The organism is Jatrophihabitans sp. (assembly GCF_046262535.1).
Lineage (GTDB): Bacteria > Actinomycetota > Actinomycetes > Mycobacteriales > Jatrophihabitantaceae > Jatrophihabitans.
This window is the reverse complement of record NZ_JBHEMO010000139.1, coordinates 33,161-48,516: the sequence shown is the minus strand read 5'-3', so window position 1 is coordinate 48,516 and position 15,356 is coordinate 33,161. Positions and strand designations below refer to the sequence as shown.

Below are 15,356 nucleotides of genomic sequence, written 5' to 3'. Positions count from 1 at the left end.
CCGGCGAAGGGAGCGAATGGGTCAACGGTGAGGCTGCCCGACAGGCCGGTCGTGACGTGGCCGCGCTCGGGGCATTTCGTGACCTCTAGTTTGATGCGCTCTCGGGCACCCTGCTGGTAGTGCGGGCGCGGGTCCAGTCGTCAGCTTGAGGATCGTGGTGTGCCAGTCCGAGTGTGGCGAAGTTGATCACGAGGGCTCCGGGGCCGCGGACGTCGTGCTGCGTTTGGTCTGAGTCGCGCGGGCGGGTCTTCGCCTGACTGCTGCCTTGCAGCCGGCGTGACGGTGGCATCGTCGATAACGACAGGAGAACGATCAGCGGGCCGACCTGCGGAGGGATGCTGCGAGGGCGAGGGCTTCAATGCCAGGGTTGCCGGTGTCCGTGGCGACTCGGGCGATTCCGGATGGGCACGAGGAGCCGGTGATGGCTGGTGGAAGTGGGCTGCTGCTAAAGCGTGCAGTCCGTCATCCGTGCCGCCGACGTCGGCCAGTGCGACGGTTCTCGGCACGGAGTCGAATGTCCCGGTGCGCTCGAGTTTGTGCCAGCGCAGTCGCACGCCGTATAGCGCGCTGGCGACGGATTGGATGACCACGAGATACATGAGCTGCCGGTACACGAATTGCTGGATGGGAAGCACCCAGAGCGTGCGGAGTCGTTCGCCGTCGAGCAGGAACGCGTAGCCGGCGGCGATGAATTGCAGCGCGAGGAAACCGAGCCAGCTCGCGCCGATGAGTCCGATGTCGCCGGTGATGATGCTGAACAGTGCGGCCAGGTCGATGACCGGTGCGAGCAGCGGCAGGAGGACTTGGAAGAGAAGCAGGTAGGGCAGCCCACGGCGGCCGAAATGACCTGCCGCGCCGCGTTGGAGGACTGCCCCGCGGTGCTTCCACATCGCTTGCAGCGTTCCGTAGCACCACCGGTAGCGTTGCCGCCATAGCTGGCTCAGCGAGGCTGGTGCTTCTGTCCAGGCTCGCGCGTTCGGGGCGTAGACCACGCGCCAGCCGGCGCGACAGATCGCCATCGTCAGGTCAGTGTCCTCGGCAAGGGTTTGGTCGCTGACGCCACCCACGTCGGTCAGGGTCACGCGACGGAACGCCCCGATTGCTCCAGGCACGGTAGGCATGCACCGCAGCAGATCGAACATCCGACGGTCAAGATTGAAGCCGATGACGTACTCAACGTGCTGCCAGCGCCCGAGCAGCCCCTGCCGGTTGCCCACCTTCGTGTTCCCCGACACTGCCCCCACAGCCGGGTCCCGTAGGGGCGCCACCAGTTCACGCAGCGCGTCCCGCTCGAACACGGTGTCGCCGTCGACGAGGACGAGAACGTCGTACACGGCAGCAGCGATCCCCGCGTTGAGGGCCGCCGGCTTCCCCGCGTTGGGTTGCCTAAGCAGGCGAAGTCCAGGCAGGCCGAGCCCTGCGACGACGTCGGCCGTGCCGTCTGTGGATCCGTCATCGACGACGATCACCTCGAACTGCGGATAATCGCAAGCGACCAGCGAGCGGACACACGCCTCGACACCGGCCTCCTCGTTGAACGCGGGGACCACTATCGACAGGCCCGGCAGTGAGGCCGGTCCGGGGCGGTGAGGGGCGGCGGTCAGCCGGTCATGGCGGCGGGCAAGAACGAGGAGTAACAGGACTCGGAGAACGGCCAGCACACCGACGGTCAGAAACAGGACCTGTAGCCCGTTACGCAACCAGCCCGAAAGGACGACGGCGCCGATTACCACGCTGCCGCGTGCTCGTTGCCATCCGGATGCGCGCGTCCACGGCGAGCGGACGCCGATCGCGTGCGAGACGGTTGCGAAGCGATAGCCGCGCGCCTTCAACTCCGGGATGAGGATTTTCAAGGCGCTCACGGTCTGGCTGCGGTTACCCCCGCCGTCGTGCAGCATCACCACGCCGGCGGCCGGACCCCCGGGCGCGGCCGCGGCCACGATGCTGTCCACCCCCGGCCGGCGCCAATCTTCGGTGTCCCGGTCGGCGAGCACGATCCGATAACTGCCCGCCCGGGTGATCGCTCCCCATTCGCCCGGCGTCAGACTCCCCGGTTCTGAGGAGAACGGCGGCCTCAGCAGGTCGGTCGTGTAGCCGGTCGCCGAAGCGATGGCCAGTTGCGTCGTGTCCAGTTCCAATTGCCGACGCCAGGCTGGGATGGTTGCGAGGTCGGAGTGGGTGAAGGTGTGCACCCCGATCTCGTCGCCGTCGGCCACCATGCGGCGCAATGCCGCGCTGTTGCCGGTGACGTGTGTCCCGATGACAAAGAAGGTCGCCGGGACATGGAACTTCTCGAGAATGTCCAACACCTGCGGCGTGTAGGGGCTGGGGCCGTCATCGAACGTCAACACGACAGTGCGCGGAGCGACTCGCAGACCCGCGACCGACGGGTGTGTCGCATCAAGGATCGGGCCGCCAGCGAGAACAGCCGCAGGCACCGGTGCATCCCTCTCCCCGCGCGGCGGATTGTAGGGATGCTCGCCCAGCGCACCACTCGTGACCGCGGACACCGTGAGCAGTGCCGCGACCAGAATCAGCAGCAGCGCGAGAAGGCCCCAGTGCGCCCGGACCTCATGGGGGCGTTTCACGGAGGTGTTGGTCGCGTGGAGGAGCGAGTACTTAGGCCGTTGCTATTGGGCGGCGTTGTGTGGGCCGCCGGGGCGGACTTGCGACCGTAGCCCAATCCCGGCTGGGTCGACGCCTGCGTCGGGACGGCGGACGTACGTCTCGGGACAGACTGCGTCGCCCCGCTAGTCGTCGAACTCCCCGACGGAGGAGCCTGAACGCCGGCCGAGGCACGCGAACCCCCGCCGCCCGCCGCATCGGAGGCGGTCGGCGTCCCACCGGACGCCGGCGTAATGCCCCGCCGCGCGGCTACATTCGTAGGTTCGGGCACGGGTCGCAAAGGCTTGCTGATGCCGGTGGTGCGCGGGTGCGCGCGCTCACCGCTCGGTAGCGCGACACGCGGGGTCACGCCAGGCAGCGGAACCCCGCCGATGACGCTCAGCCCGAGAGCTGCGATACCGAGGACCATGAGCGCGACGATCGCGCGCACGGTCAGTCGGGCTAACCGAGTACGCCGACCCGACTCGTCGACGAATATCGGCGATGTCGCGCGGGGCCTGCCCGCTCCCCCGCTAATCGCCGCCGCGGGACGGGGCTGCCTCGGGCCGGACGCGTTGCCGCGCGTCGGCCGCGGTCGGCACGCGCCCTGTGACGCGCGCTCGTTCGCCGCGGACGGCCGGTGAGCCGGCAGGTCGTTTACTGGCCGCAGCGGGATCGGTGTGGGTCGGGTCAACTTACGTTCCTCAGCAACGAAAGGTGGGCCCCTGCCCGGACTCCTTCGACATGCCGTGACGGGTCGACTCGGGGGTGGTCGACCCGTCACGGCACCGTGCCATGAGCGCGCACGATGACTCCGACATTACGTAGATCTCACGCTACGTCAAGTCGCCGTTTAGGCAGGCACAGGAACTCCGATTCTTCGCCCAGCAGTAGGTCGCCGTCTCTGACCAAATCCTTCGATGACCCACCTCCGCTTCAGGTGTGACATTTCCGTTGGGTTGGACGCTGCTGTGTGTACGGAGCCGGATCCTCGGATGGGAAGTCTCATGCGTTTGGTCAAGTCAGCTACCCTCGCCGTGCTGGCGGTGGCGGCGACGGGCGGTGTAGCGCTGGCTGCCGCGTCGGGCAGTAGGCCTTCCGAACCGGGTCGCACCCTGCCGAGCACCGCTGCGTCGAAGGCACAGCAGCACGCGGGCCCTGTCCTCGCCGGCCACTCGTCCCACTCGAGCCGGGGACGCGGTCACGCTTACGGGCGCGGCCACGGCACCCGGAGGCCGGCCGGCGTGATGATTGGTGAACCCGGTGACGCTGGCAGGCCGGCAACCGCCGGAAAGCCTGCCGGCGTGGGCAGCGTGGCTCACCCCGGCGGTGCGCCGTTCAGCGTCCCGCCGGTACACGGCCGCCCGTCAGTGACACCGCCGGTGCGGGTGCCGACGCCGAGCCACCCGACCGGAGCCCCCACCGCGATCCCTTCCCACGGCCACCCTTAGGGCCCCTCCTTCCGGGTCCGTCCCGGGGCCACCCACGCCAAATATTCCCCCGCGTCCGGACGCCGGTGGCCCGGGGACGTTCGACGCGTACGCCAGCCTCGCGTACGCCAGCAGCCAGACGTAGACCGGACTCGACGGCGCCGCCGACTGCCGACCTCGCCTCGAGGCCACCGTTGAACCGAACGTCAGCAGTCCGCGGCGGCTGTTCGTGCCACCAGGGGTGTGGCAGGAAGCGACCAGTCCGCTTGTGGTCTGCTGGCCGCGTGTCGCGGAGGCGATCTTGTGCTTACCGTCCGTTCGTCAATGCGTCCGCTGAAGGACTCAAGCGCATCTTGCTGGAGGTTGTCGTGGTTTCACGTGGTCGAACGGCCGGTGTGGTCGTGGTGGCGGTCAGCGTCGGTGTGCTTCCCCAGAACGGCTCCCCGTTGACTGCCACGGGAACAAATACAACATCCTGCGCGATCAGTGACTCGAACACTCGGCGCGCGCGGCTAGAAATTAGCCAACCTGACATCGCAATGTAGAACGCGTCGAATACTCGGCTGTCTGCCACCTTCACAAACAAATCGGGGCGGCCCGCGCCGCTGGCGCCTCGCCGCGGAGATAACTGCCGAGTGCAACCCCGTCGACGCCACGGTTCCGCGGTGTCCGAAATTGATGCGTCGATTCAATCCCTCGAGGCGAACCCGAATCGTCAGTCTCGCCGGCGTGGCGGTGGCTCCGCTGCCGCCATCGAGTTCGAACTACTCCTCGAGAACACCGGTGAGGGCCCTACGCGGCTGCAAGTGCCTCAGCACGTCGTGAACGAGTTGGGGAGACCAAGCGGCAGAGGCGTGTGTTCCTGTCGCGCGCAAGGTTCAGTTCGTTGGGCCCGCGGAAAGCAGATGGCGTCGGATCGCGGCAGCAACGGCCTCGGGTGCTTCTTCGGCCTGGTGGTGACCACTGTCAATGATGTGATGGTTGACCGGGCCAAGTACCCAACGCGCCCAGATCGCTGCTGGGTCGCCCTGAATATTCAGATCGTCCAGGGCCGACTCAAGCAGCAGCATTGGGCATGTGACCCGGCGGTCCGCGTCGCGGTCGGCGGCGTCATGATCGCGATCGATGCCGAGTCCCGCTCGGTAATCCTCGGCCATCGCGTGGACGACGTCGGGATCGCGAAACGCAACCCACATGTCAGCATGATTTCCCTCGCCGATCAGCTGTGGTGGCGGCGTGCTGTACCAGGCGTCGGGGTCGGCGTTGATCACGCGTTCGGCTGGTTTGTCTGTTTGACCGAGGAACCACCAGTGCCACCACGCAGCAGCGAACCGAGCGTCTACTCGTTCGAGGTGCTCGATCACGGGAAGGCCGTCCATGACGACGAGATGCGTGATGCGGCCGGGATAGTCCATCGCCGCGCGGAAGGCTACAAGGGAACCGCGATCATGGCCTACGACAGCGAAGCGCTCATGACCAAGGTGCGACATGAGCATCGCAACGTCGGTCGCCATTGCGCGTTTGCTGGATTGAGCGTGCCCGACAGCGTCCGGAGGGAGCGTCGACCGGCCGTACCCGCGAAGGTCAGGTGTCACGACCAGATGGTCTGCGGCCAGCAGCGGAGCGACGGCGTGCCACGTGGTGTGCGTGCGCGGATGTCCATGCAGTAGCACGACGGGCGTGCCGAGGCCGCCGTACCGGACCCGAAGCGTGACCTCGCCAACCGTCACATAGTCCAGAGTGAATCCGTCGAACATGTCCTGCACGCTACGCAGCGTGCGCTTGGCGGCATGACAGCTCGTCCCGATGATCGAAACTCACGCGCCCCGCCAGGTACATACGGACTGATCTGCGCGAACCAGGTACGGCGACGGCAGGTTCGCTATCGACGGGTGCAGCGAGAACGGCGCCGCGAGTAAGACAGCCACGCCTAACAGCACCGTGCCCACGGTCGCGACGGTGCCGGCACGGCCGGTGTCGGCTGCAGTCTCCGACGCATACGACGCACATCTGCCGAGGCGGGAGTGTTGGGGTCTACGAGCAACACCGTTCCAGGTCGATACACCTCACCGGCCCCGGACCGCACGTCCGCGCACGTCGGCAGGTCATCAACCCCCCGCGCCTCTCGCAGCTTCGCGCGCCGAGCGGTCGATTGGTCTGCGTTTCACGGTGATCTTGTGCAGACACGCCGGCCGCTGCCGGCGTGTCTGCACAAGATCGCGAAATCTAGCGGCGCAAATATCGGCGATCTGGCGTCAGCAGACACCACCCGATTCCATGGTGCGCGGGTTGTGCAGGCGTCGGCACAGGAGCGCACGTCAGCGGCGGAGCCGTCCGTGCGATCTTGATCCGAAGCGGATTCACTCAAGAAAGGCCACGTGGGTTAGCCAGCGGCGGATCTCCGAAGCGATGACGACGGGTTGATCGAGCTGGACGAGGTGGCCGGCATCAGGCACGAGACTCAATGAGCTTCCGGGGATGGCTTCATGCAAACGATGCGCTCGATCGATCGGTATCCACCGGTCGTTCTCGCCCCACACTATGTGGGTTGGTGCGGAAACTTCACCGAGCAGTCCTTCGAAGTCCGCGGTGAACCGCTCGTCGGCCTGAGCGATCTGACGGTAGAAAGCAGGTTGACCGGCGTCGTCACACCAGGGAGCCATGAGCATCGCCATATCGGTCGGACGCAGACCGACGTGGCTGGCGCCGGCGATGTAGGCCTCCAACGCGCCACGGTGTATCGCGGCGGGCAACTGAGCAAACACCTCCGCGTTGTCTTTGACCAAGGTGAAGTAGTCCGACCCCCACGGACGAAGCGCGACCACGTCCACCAGGCACAGGGAACCGAACGTGACTTTGTGCAGCAGGTGGGCCCGCAGCGTGACTGCGCCGCCGTAGTCGTGGGCCACGACGTGCGGACGCTGCAGCCCCCAGTGGTCGAGCAGTGCCGTGAACGCCTGGCCTTGCACGTTCAGGTCCACGTCATGCTCGGCGCTCTTCGATGAGGCGCCGTATCCGGGCATGTCCCACAGGTAGACGGTGAAGTCATCTGCCAGCGCGCGCGCGAACGGCGCCCATAACGCGGACGACCATGGCGTGCCGTGGCAGAACACGACTGCCGGGCCTGAACCTCGGCTGTGCCATGCGATTTCGCGGTCTCGCCAAACGAAGGTCTGGTCCATGATCATGCGCTCGCCCGATCGGTAGCTGGGCCAATTGATGGGGGGATTGCGGCAAGGCCTCTGACACAAGCGTCCGCGGACGCCTGCCAGACAACAGTCTTACGTCTTCGTGGGTAGGCCTGCTTGAAATTACGAGAGGATCGATCATGGCGGACCCAGTCCCGGCAGGAAGCGACGTCAGCGCTGGCACCTACAAGTGCACGAAATGTGGCTACTCCATCGACGTCGGGTCGACCAAGCATCTGCCGCCGTGCCCGCAGTGCGAGAACGGGTATTGGGACACGATCACTGGTGGCGACAGCGTCAACGACCCGTACCCCGACCGGTAGTAGACGTCGCCCTGATGCACGACGGCCGTTGAGGACGAAGTCCCGCCCCCTCGCGCGGCACCCTAGGTCCGAAGCTGGCGCCTCGGACCTAGGGTGCGCGGACGAATTCAGCCACCGTCGCTCGAACAGTGCGGTCGGTGGCAACGGTGATGTGGCCACGGCGCGGGAACAGGGCAAGCCGGCTGTTCGGAATCAGCGCGGCTGTCTCCTCGAACAGGTCTCGGGAGTAGAAACGGTCGCGACCGCCCCCGACGATCAGCGTGGGCGCCTGGATCGGGTTTGCGCACTTGGCGAGGTCGAAGGCGTCTTCTGCCTCCAACGTCGCCGCCAGGTCTGCCTGCGTCTGAGCGTCGGGAATCGCGCGGCGAGCAACGACTCGACCCGCCCCACGCGCAACGGTTCGCAATCCGCGAGGTGCCAGGTCTTCCGCCATTTCGGCGAAGGCATCACGCTCACGTCCCTCGCGCAGCGCGGCAGCGATGCGAGCCTGGCTCTCAAGAGCCTCCGGGCCGAGACGGCAGGCCGTGCTGATCAGCACGAGCCGCCGAACCGTGGCGGGGTGATCGGCGGCGAGCTGCTGGGCGATGCTGCCCCCCGTCGAGTTCCCCATGACGTCGACCCTCTCGCCGAAGTGCTCGCGGATCGCGTGCGCGTACTCGGCCGCGATATCGCCGATCGATACACCGGTCGGCAGACCGGGACGTCGGTTGATGATGATCAACCGGTGGCCGGGGCGAAGCTCGCGCATGGGCCCGATGGCGCCTCGGACCAGGGAGTCGCTCTGCACGCCGGTGGTGTGCCAGAGACCGGTGCAGATAACGACCGGACGCCCGGAACCCACGGCGGCATAGGGAACGACCCCGGCCAGCCCGCGCTCAATCGCCACGACTTCTCCGTTTCCACCGGCGCCGACACCGACGCCGACCCTACGGGGCACGCGCATTCAGGCGGCCCTCGACGTAGGGAGCAGCTCAGCCGATGTTGCTGCGGGTGCGCGACCTCGCGGTCGAACGAGTGAGGTCCACGGGTTGACGCCATGGTGCGGGAGTCAGCCCTCGGTGGGCGGAGCGGCCCATTGGAATCCGTCGGGGTCGGTGAACGGAGCGGCGCCACCATGGATCAGGATCCGATGGGATCCGCTGCCGTGCTCGGGCACGCCGGCATCCTTCGCGAGCGCCCGGCGCCCGTAGAGCGCGAGTTTGATGTGTCCGGCCGCAGCCTCGAACTCGACGTACTTGCTGCCGAAGCTCTTCGCCACGCTCAGGCCGCGTTCGGTGTAGAACCGCTTCGTCGCCTTCACGTCCGCGACGCCCAGCAACAGCACGATGTCCTCGATCTGCCTGGTGGCCGGACCGGTGTCTTTCTTCGCCGAGGTCGCGACCTTCCAAATCGCGCCGTCCGGAGCCGCTACGACGCCCCCGTAACCCCACATCCCTTTCTTGGCCGGCTTCAGCGTGGTCGCACCGGCGTCCAGGGCGGCCGTGAGCAGCGCGTCGACCGTGCTCGGTTGCGACACGACGAGCGACAGCGTGAATCCGCGGAACCCGGCTGTCGGCGCCTTCGTTGCGCGGACGGCCAGTCGAGTGCCCAGGTCGAAAGCGTTGGCGTAGAACCTCTCGGCGACGGTCGGGTCGGGCACCTCGAGGGTGACCGATTCGATCGACGTCACGGCGGGTTGTGCTTGCGAATGCTTGGTGTTTTCCATGACGGACACGCTAGGTAGGACCTGCGGGCGGACGCTTCTCGATTCCTGATCAGTTCGCCGCGAGGACCCCGGACGACCGTGTGCAGGCCAATGGCGGCGACTACACCGAATGCAACGTGGGCAACAGGGGCGCGGCGACCGGCCCTACCCTTGTTGTCGATCGATCAGGAATCGAGAAGCAATCCTCGTCCGTGCCTCCCTAGCCTCGGAACCGAAGCGATGACCCGGTCCGCCCTGAAGGAGACGCAATGCCCGCGAAGACAGCCAATGAGAGGTCCAACGGTTTCAGCGCGGAGGAGCGTGCCGCGATGCAACAGCGCGCCAACGAGCTGCGCGCGGAAGGTAAGAAGGGGGTCAAGAAGGCCGACGGGCTGCAGGCGGTGATGGACGCCATCGCGAAGATGGCGCCGGGCGACCGTGAACTCGCCGAGCGCGTTCACGTCGCCGTCACCGCCGCCGCGCCGGGGTTGGCGCCGAAGACCTGGTACGGCATGCCGGCCTACGCCGACGAGGACGGGAAGGTCGTCGTCTTCCTCCAGGACTCCGGCAAGTTCAAGTACCGCTACTCGACCCTCGGCTTTCAGGACACGGCGAACCTCGACGACGGTGACATGTGGCCATCGTCCTACGCGCTCAAGAAATGGAGTCCGGCGGTCGAGAAGAAGGTCACGCAGTTGGTGAAGATGGCGGTCTCCTGAGGAAATCCGCGACAGCCGCTACGAAGGCATCACATTCGGCGTCGCCGATTTCGAGGCTGAGCGCGACCATGCCCCGCCGGGCGAGGTAGAACCCGCGGGCCAACATGTCCAGGTGAAACAGCTCCCGCAACTCGGGCGCTTCGCGGATGTCCTTGGCCGAGCGGATCGCCTCCCGCTGGAAATGGACGGTCATGAGACTGCCCAGGCCGGTCCACTGCATCGGTATGTCCGTGCCTGTACACAACTCGTTCAGACGGCGGCGGAGCACCTCGCCCCGGTCGAACAGAGCGGACGCGACGTCGGCGCCGAAGATCTCGCTGAGCCCGGCGAAGCCGGCGGCCATGCTCAGGACGTTGTTGTTGAAGGTTCCGCTGTGCGGTACCGCGACCGGACTTCGCGGGTCGTACATCGCCATGAGGTCGGATCGGCCGCCGAACGCGCCGAACGTCATGCCGCCGCCGAGGTACTTGCCCAGAGTGGTGAGGTCCGGCGTGATGCCGAGCCGGGCCTGCATCCCGCCGGCCGACATCCGTGAGGTCATCACTTCGTCGAAGATCAGCAGGGTTCCGGCTTCGCGGGTCCGGACGCGCAACATCTCGAGAAACGACGGGGCGGCCGGAACGCATCCCCCGCTGCCCAGCATGGGTTCGACCAGCACCGCGGCGAGTTCCGCCGCGTGCTCAGCGATGAGTTCGGCGGTACCGCGCGTGTCGTTGTACGTCCCGATGATCCATTCGTGGGGGGCATTGATCGCGGCGGCGCCGCCGCGGCCGAAGGACAGGATCGACCCGTGGTACGCGCCGTCGAAGACCAGCACCTTCGTCCGGCCTGTCTGCGCGCGGGCCGTGGCGAGGGCGAGGAGGTTGGCCTCGGTCCCGGAGTTGGTGAATCGGACGAGGTCGAGCGACGGGAATCGCTCGGTGAGCAGGGCCGCGAGCCGAGCCTCCGGCACCCCGTGGGCACCCAGGTTCCAGCCATTGTCCAGGGCCTCGTCGATAGCTGCCCGGATGACGGGATTGTTGTGCCCGTACAGGCCCGCGGTGTACTCGCCCAGCAGGTCGACGTACTCGTGGCCGTCGACGTCGGTCATCCGGCAGCCGGCGCCGCCGAGCATGGTGAGCGGGAAAGGTGAATGGAACAGCGTCGTCCGGGTGTTGCCTCCCGGCATCACCCGCGCGGCGATTTGATGGGCGGCGTAGCTCCGGGGGTTGCCGGCCGTGAAGGCGGCCCGTGCGCGCTCGAGCGCACCGAGCACACCGCTCGCGGGGGCGGCGCCCGTCGACGAGTCAAAACCGGCTGGTTTCATCACCGGCGAGGCTACGCCCGGCGCGACCGGGCGTCCGCCGCGCTCGCCGCCTCGTGCCGCTGCCGGTACGCGCGGACCTTCGCCCGGTTGCCGCATTCGGCCATGCCGCACCACCGTCTGGTCCGCCCGTGGGAGGAGTCGACGAACAACCGCGTGCATTCCTCGGCCTCGCACTCGCGCACGAGGTCCAGCTGGTCGCCGGCGATGAGGTCGAACGCGTCCAGGACGACGGACGTGAGCAGCAAGCATCATCCGGACGTCGCGGTGCTCGATATCGACCTACCCGGCATGGACGGACTGGCGGCGGCCGCGCAGCTGTACGACGTGCTGCCCAGCTGCCGCTGCCTGATCCTGACCGGGCTCACCCAGCCCAGTCACGTCCTGCGGGCGTTGCAGATGCATGTGCGCGGCTTCCTGCGGAAGGACGCGCCCGCCGCCGACCTGACCCAGGCGATCCGTCGTGTCGGCGCCGGCGAGCGGGTGCTGGACCCCGAACTCGTCGCGGCCGCGCTGAAGACCGGGATCAGCCCGTTGACTCCGCGCGAGACCGACGTGCTGCGCTGTGCCGCGACGGCTCGTCCACGGAACTCATCGCGTCCACGCTGTTCCTGCGACCGCCACGGTGCGCAACTACCTGTCCAATGCGCTGGCCACGCTGAACGCGCGCAACCGGGTCGATGCCATCGGATCGCGCGCGAGGCCGGCTGGCCGTGACGCTCGGCCGGCCGAAATACTGGCCGGCATGAGCGCCCCCAACCAACCCCCAACCGCCCTCACCATCGCCGGCTCTGACTCGGGCGGCGGGGCGGGGCTGCAGGCGGACCTCAAGACGTTCCTGGCCTGTCAGGTGCACGGGATGTCGGCGATCACCGCGGTCACCGTGCAGAACTCGCTGGGCGTCAGCGCGTTCTACGAGCTGCCCCCGCACGCGGTCGCCGAGCAGATCGAGACCGTGGCCGGCGACATCGGGATCGGCGCGGCCAAGACCGGCATGCTCGCCTCCGCGCCGATCATGGCCGCGATCGCTGAGACGGTCGCGCGACTGACTGTCACGCCGCTCGTCGTCGACCCGGTCGCCGCGTCGCAGCACGGGAATGCGCTGCTCCAGCCGGACGCGATGGACGCGCTTCGCTCGCTGATCATCCCGCTGGCCACAATCGTCACCCCGAACCTGCACGAGGTCCGGCTGCTCACCGGGATCGATGTGCAGCGTCGCGCCGACATGGAAGACGCGGCCCGCGCGCTGCACGCCCTCGGTCCCCAATGGGTCCTCGTCAAGGGCGGTCACCTGCCGAGCGGCGACGCTGTCGACGTGCTCTACGACGGCTCCACCTTCACCGAGTTCCGGGCCGCTCGAACCGACACCGTGCACACGCACGGCTCCGGCGACACGCTCGCGGCATCGATCACCGCGGCGCTCGCCCGCGGCCTCGACGTGCCCACCGCGGTCACCTTCGGCAAACGGTTCGTGACAGGCGCCGTGCGAGGGTCGTTCCCCCTGGGCGCCGGCCGCGGGCCGGTCGGCCATTTCTGGCGGATCCGCGACCTGGCCGACATCCCGGCCGACTGAGCGCTACTCCTACGACTTCGCGGCCGCGGCCTTGCCGCCCTTACGGCCGGCTTCCTTCTTCTGCGCCGTGGTCCCACCCTGCTTCGAGCTCCCGCCCGAGCCGCTCTTCTTGCCACCGTTCTTCGACGCGTTCGGCGAGTTGGCGATCTTCGCGGCGCGCTCCTTCGACATGCCCTTGTCCTTGAGCGCCTCGTACTGCTTGTCGTTCTTCACAGCCACCGCATGCTCCCTCCGTCACTGACAAGCGTTCCCGCATCGTGGGCACAACAAGCGGGTGCGCACCGTGGGAGTGGAAGAGGAATTCCTGCTGTTCGACGCCGACCGCGACCGGCTGGTCGACGTCGGTCCTGATGTTGCGGCTGCCGCGGAACGCACGGGCGACGGCGAAGGCCAGTTCGAGAAGGAACTCAAGCAGGCCCAGACGGAGCACGCCTCGTCACCGGCCACGTCGCTGGCCGAGCTGGCTCACGAACTGACCGGCCAGCGACGCCGGCTCGTCGAGGTGGCGCGACGCCGCGGCGCCCGTCTCATCGCCTCCGGTACCAGCCCGGTCGGCGACGACAGCCGAACCACCGACGACCCGCGCTACCACCACATGGAGCGGCGCTTCGCGGCGCTGCAGCGCAGCGAGTTGACCTGCGCGATGCACATCCATGTGTCGGTCGAGTCCGACGACGAGGCCGTCGCGGTGCTGAACCGCATCGCGCCCTGGCTGTCGGTGCTGGCCGCGCTGACCGCCAACTCACCGTTCCACGCCGGCCGCGACACCGGCTATGCGAGCTATCGCCGCATCGTCTGGAACCAGTGGCCGACCGCGGGCCCGACCAACAGCTTCGCCGGCCCGGCCGCCTATCGTGCCCTGGTCCAGGACCTCATCGACACGGGCGCGGCCCGCGATGAAGGCATGATTTATTTCGACGCCCGGTTGTCGGCCGACTACCCCACCGTCGAGCTGCGCGTGTGCGACGTCTGCATCGACGTCGCGACCGCTGCGGCACTCGCCGGACTGAGCCGGGCGCTCGTCGACACGGCGGCAGCTGAAGATCGAACCGTCGAGCTGCCGAGCGAGCTGCTGCGCGCCGCCTCGTGGCGGGCGGCCCGCTTCGGCATGACCCGCGACCTCGTCGACCTCACCCGCGCCGCCGGAGCGACGCCGCTCGCGCCGGCCTGGGAGCTGGTGGACGCGCTGGTGACCTACGTACAACCCGCGTTGGACGCCGCCGGCGACACCGACGATGTCCGCCGGGCGCTGAAGCAGATCAAGACGGACGGAACCGGAGCCGAGCGACAGCGCGCGGCGGCAGAAGGCGACGGTCCGGCCGGCGCCATCGAGGCGGCCACGATCACCGCCGAGTGAGCGGCGGCCTCACGGGGCGCCGATGATCTCGCGGACCGTCTCCGCGTCGACCTGATCGCCGTTGGGGCAGCGGAACTCCGCCACCTCGGCGTGCGGCGCGCCGCCGCGCTGGGTCCAGCGAATCGTCGCCGTCGCGGGCTGACCACAGAGCGGGCACCGCAGTCGCGTCTCGACAGTGGAAGGCACACCGCTGGATACCACCGTTGTGGGCCGGTGGGCAACGCCTGTCCCTACTCGCGGACGACGTCCTGCGCGGCCTTGTCGGTGCGCAGTCCCTGGAAGCGGGGATGGCGCAGCATCCCGTCGCGCGTCCACTCGGTGAAACCGATCTGGGCAACCAGCTCGGGCCGGGCCCAGTGCACGTCGCGCTCCTTGACCCGCTCGCCGAACGGTGAACTTTCCACCGCTCGGGCCGACAGCTCGGCACCGAGGCGGCGCAGCATGGCGTCGCCGAAACCGGTACCGACCTTTCCCGCGTAGTGCAGCTTGCCGTCGCCGTAGTAGCCGAGCAGCAGGGCGCCGAACGCCGACCGGCTGCCCTGCGGATCGGTCCAGCCGGCGATCACGAATTCCTGGTCGCGAACGCACTTGAACTTCAGCCAGTCCTTCGAGCGTCCGCCGCTGTACGGTGCGGCGGCGCGCTTCGCGATCACGCCTTCGTCGCCGCGCTCGCAGGCGGCGCGGAACGCCTCTTCGCCGGCCTCGCGCCGGTGTGTGGTGTAGCGAAGCGGGTCGTCGAACGTGAGCGCCGCCCGCAACAGCTTCTTGCGGCTGAGCAGGGGCAGGCGCCGCGTGTCCCGACCGTCCAGGTGCAGCAGATCGAAGACGTAGAAGAATACGGCGATGCCGGCCGCCCGGGCGGCATCCGGATCGGTCAACCCGAGCCGTCCCTGCAGCCGTTCGAAGCTGGTCCGGCGCCCCACGAAGGCCACCACCTCACCGTCGACGACGAGGTCTGTGTCGGCCTGCTCGGCGAGGGCATCGACGATCTCGGGATAGGTCCGGCTCATGTCCTGATCACGGCGCGACAACAGCCGGACCGCCCCGCGACCGTCGCGGCGGGCCAGGCAGCGGACACCATCCAGCTTGCGTTCGAAGATCCAGTCGGAGCGGGAGAATCGGTCCTCGGTCAGTGTCGCCAGCATCGCCGGCACCGTCTGCGGCAGCGGGGCGGG

Annotated in this window: 15 protein-coding genes; 5 read left to right on the top strand and 10 right to left on the bottom strand. The window is 68.0% G+C overall.

What is annotated here, in order from left to right; translation table 11 throughout:
* Nucleotides 1-140: 140 nt before the first annotated feature.
* From ABR571_RS18495 to ABR571_RS18485, 3 genes are all read right to left on the bottom strand, one after another.
* Nucleotides 141-2,588, bottom strand: coding sequence for a glycosyltransferase (locus ABR571_RS18495; RefSeq protein ID WP_409454675.1), 2,448 nt, complete (start codon nt 2,586-2,588; stop codon nt 141-143).
* 2,324 nt (nt 2,589-4,912) lie between these two features.
* Nucleotides 4,913-5,791, bottom strand: a complete 879-nt coding sequence (locus ABR571_RS18490) for an alpha/beta fold hydrolase (protein WP_409454683.1) — start codon at nt 5,789-5,791, stop codon at nt 4,913-4,915.
* Between the two features lie 603 nt (nt 5,792-6,394).
* Nucleotides 6,395-7,222, bottom strand: a complete 828-nt coding sequence (locus tag ABR571_RS18485; RefSeq protein ID WP_409454674.1) for an alpha/beta fold hydrolase — start codon at nt 7,220-7,222, stop codon at nt 6,395-6,397.
* Nucleotides 7,223-7,362: 140 nt separating this feature from the next.
* Between ABR571_RS18485 and ABR571_RS18480 the strand changes: the two genes are divergently transcribed.
* Entirely contained in the window at nt 7,363-7,545 is a 183-nt protein-coding gene (locus ABR571_RS18480; RefSeq protein WP_409454673.1) for a zinc ribbon-containing protein, read from the top strand.
* An 88-nt stretch (nt 7,546-7,633) separates the two neighbouring features.
* On the opposite strand, the gene ABR571_RS18475 is transcribed toward ABR571_RS18480, so the two are convergent.
* Together ABR571_RS18475 and ABR571_RS18470 are read right to left on the bottom strand one after the other, a co-directional pair.
* Nucleotides 7,634-8,431 carry an alpha/beta fold hydrolase gene (locus tag ABR571_RS18475; RefSeq protein ID WP_409454672.1) on the bottom strand — a complete coding sequence of 266 codons (798 nt, stop codon included), beginning with the start codon at nt 8,429-8,431 and terminating at the stop codon, nt 7,634-7,636.
* 162 nt (nt 8,432-8,593) lie between these two features.
* A complete protein-coding gene (locus tag ABR571_RS18470) occupies nt 8,594-9,214 on the bottom strand; it encodes a glyoxalase (protein WP_409454682.1) in 621 nt (206 codons plus the stop codon).
* Nucleotides 9,215-9,498: 284 nt separating this feature from the next.
* Between ABR571_RS18470 and ABR571_RS18465 the strand changes: the two genes are divergently transcribed.
* Complete coding sequence (locus ABR571_RS18465; RefSeq protein WP_409454671.1) at nt 9,499-9,948, top strand: iron chaperone; 450 nt, start codon at nt 9,499-9,501, stop codon at nt 9,946-9,948.
* On the opposite strand, the gene ABR571_RS18460 is transcribed toward ABR571_RS18465, so the two are convergent.
* Nucleotides 9,917-11,254, bottom strand: a complete 1,338-nt coding sequence (locus ABR571_RS18460; protein ID WP_409454681.1) for an aspartate aminotransferase family protein — start codon at nt 11,252-11,254, stop codon at nt 9,917-9,919. The two genes, ABR571_RS18465 and ABR571_RS18460, sit on opposite strands and share 32 nt — an antisense overlap.
* Before the next feature lie 11 nt (nt 11,255-11,265).
* Nucleotides 11,266-11,499: a CGNR zinc finger domain-containing protein gene (locus tag ABR571_RS18455; protein ID WP_409454670.1), complete on the bottom strand. Its 234-nt coding sequence runs from the start codon at nt 11,497-11,499 to the stop codon at nt 11,266-11,268.
* Here ABR571_RS18455 and ABR571_RS18450 point away from each other — a divergent pair.
* Complete coding sequence (locus ABR571_RS18450; protein WP_409454669.1) at nt 11,489-11,968, top strand: response regulator; 480 nt, start codon at nt 11,489-11,491, stop codon at nt 11,966-11,968. The genes ABR571_RS18455 and ABR571_RS18450 overlap by 11 nt on opposite strands.
* Nucleotides 11,969-11,996: 28 nt before the next feature.
* The gene (thiD, locus tag ABR571_RS18445; protein ID WP_409454668.1) at nt 11,997-12,824 is read left to right on the top strand and encodes a bifunctional hydroxymethylpyrimidine kinase/phosphomethylpyrimidine kinase; all 828 of its coding nucleotides are present in this window, start codon (nt 11,997-11,999) and stop codon (nt 12,822-12,824) included.
* Nucleotides 12,825-12,833: 9 nt separating this feature from the next.
* Here the strand turns inward: thiD and ABR571_RS18440 are convergent, their stop codons facing one another.
* Entirely contained in the window at nt 12,834-13,043 is a 210-nt protein-coding gene (locus tag ABR571_RS18440) for a hypothetical protein (protein ID WP_409454667.1), read from the bottom strand.
* A 64-nt stretch (nt 13,044-13,107) separates the two neighbouring features.
* Between ABR571_RS18440 and ABR571_RS18435 the strand changes: the two genes are divergently transcribed.
* Nucleotides 13,108-14,181: a glutamate--cysteine ligase gene (locus ABR571_RS18435; protein ID WP_409454666.1), complete on the top strand. Its 1,074-nt coding sequence runs from the start codon at nt 13,108-13,110 to the stop codon at nt 14,179-14,181.
* A gap of 9 nt (nt 14,182-14,190) precedes the next feature.
* On the opposite strand, the gene ABR571_RS18430 is transcribed toward ABR571_RS18435, so the two are convergent.
* Nucleotides 14,191-14,367 carry a hypothetical protein gene (locus ABR571_RS18430; RefSeq protein ID WP_409454665.1) on the bottom strand — a complete coding sequence of 59 codons (177 nt, stop codon included), beginning with the start codon at nt 14,365-14,367 and terminating at the stop codon, nt 14,191-14,193.
* Between the two features lie 44 nt (nt 14,368-14,411).
* A complete protein-coding gene (ligD, locus tag ABR571_RS18425; RefSeq protein ID WP_409454680.1) occupies nt 14,412-15,326 on the bottom strand; it encodes a non-homologous end-joining DNA ligase in 915 nt (304 codons plus the stop codon).
* Nucleotides 15,327-15,356 lie beyond the last annotated feature (30 nt).